General features: G+C 69.4%; 1 protein-coding gene. It reads left to right on the forward strand.

Translation table 11 applies throughout. From position 1 onward, the window contains the following. Positions 1-63: 63 nt before the first annotated feature. Complete coding sequence (gene gpmI / locus ACESMN_RS12520) at positions 64-1,614, forward strand: 2,3-bisphosphoglycerate-independent phosphoglycerate mutase (RefSeq protein WP_373053938.1); 1,551 nt, start codon at positions 64-66, stop codon at positions 1,612-1,614. Positions 1,615-1,744: the final 130 nt, after the last annotated feature.

Raw genomic sequence — 1,744 nt, forward strand, 5'->3', positions numbered from 1 at the left:
CCGCATCTTCGCGCGCGTGGTTGTTAACATAGGCGGCCTGACAGCCAACGCACTGGATACGACATGCCTGAACCACGACCCGCTCCGCGGCGCCCGGTGGTACTGATCATCATGGACGGCGTCGGCGTGAACCCGAGCAAGGCCAACAACGCCTTCGCCGAGGCCGACACCCCGCGCCTGGACGAATACCTGTCCACGCACTCGCACACCACGATCGACGCGTCCGGCCGCGCGGTCGGCCTGCCGGCCGGACAGATGGGCAACTCCGAGGTGGGGCACCTGACCCTGGGCGCCGGCGCGATCGTGCGCCAGGACCTGGTGCGCATCGACGACTCGATCGAGGACGGCAGCTTCCTGCACAACGACGCACTGGTCAGCGCGGCCGCCGCGGCGCGCTCGCGCAACGAACCGCTGCACCTGATCGGCCTGGTATCCGACGGCGGCGTGCACAGCCACATCCGGCACCTGCTGGCGCTGATCGAGATCTGCCGCGAACAGCAGGTGCAGCCCATCGTGCACATGATCACGGACGGTCGCGACACGCCGCCGCGCTCGGCGCTGAACTACCTGCCGGAGCTGGAGCAGCACCTGGAAGCGGCGGGCGGGCGCATCGCGACCGTCTGCGGGCGCTATTACGCGATGGACCGCGACAAGCGCTGGGGCCGGACCGAGCGCGCGTTCCGGGCGATTGCCTTCGCCGAGGGCGAGCCGGCGGAGAGCGCGAAGGCGGCAATCGAGGCCGCCTACGCGACCGACGAGACGGACGAGTTCATCAAGCCGCGCATCGTCGGGGAACCGCTGCCGCTCGGCCCCGAGGCCGCCTGCGTGCTGTTCAACTTCCGCAACGACCGTCCGCGCCAGCTCACCGCGGCGCTGGCGATGGAGAAGTGCGTGGGCTTCGACCGGGGCGATTTCCACCCGGTGGGGGTGACCTGTCTCACCGAGTACGAGCCGCGCTTCCTCGCGCCGATCGCGTTTCCGCCCGAGCGTCCGTCCACCACGCTGGGCGGCGTGATCTCGGCGGCCGGCATCCCGCAGTTTCACTGCGCGGAGACGGAGAAGTACGCCCACGTGACCTTCTTCTTCAACGGTGGCCAGGAGGATCCGGTGGCCGGCGAGGACCGGGTGATGGTCCCCTCGCCCAATGTCGACACCTACGACGAGAAGCCGGAGATGAGCGCGCGCGAGGTTGCCGACGAGACCATCAAGGCGATCGAGAGCGGGCGCTACGGGTTCGTGCTGGTGAACTTCGCGAACGGCGACATGGTGGGCCACACCGCGATGCGCGAACCGCTGATCCAGGCGGTGGAGACGCTGGACGCCGAGGTCGGCCGCGTGCTGGACACCGCCCGGGAGCGGAACTACTCGGTGATCGTGACCGCCGACCACGGCAACTGCGACGAATACGTGGACCCGGTCACCGGCGACCCGCACACCCAGCACACCACGTATCCGGTGATGTGCATGGTGATGGATGGCGATCGCTGGCGCCTGACCACCGGCGGCGGGCTCTCCGACGTCGCGCCCACGGTGCTGGCGCTGATGGGCGTGCCGCAGCCGAAGACGATGACCGGCCACAGCCTGCTGCTGGAGAAGGTGCCGGAGAGCGCCTGAGCGCCGAGCAGCCCCCGCAAGCGGCAGAAGGCGCTGCAGACAGCGGCCGTAGGGTGGGCAAAACGAAGTGTGCCCACCAAAAACCGCCGCGACCATACCGGTGGGCCCGCGGCGCTTGGCCCACCCTACG

Origin of the sequence: Thioalkalivibrio sp. (assembly GCF_041690275.1) — a bacterium.
Taxonomy (GTDB): Bacteria; Pseudomonadota; Gammaproteobacteria; order Ectothiorhodospirales; family Ectothiorhodospiraceae; genus Thioalkalivibrio.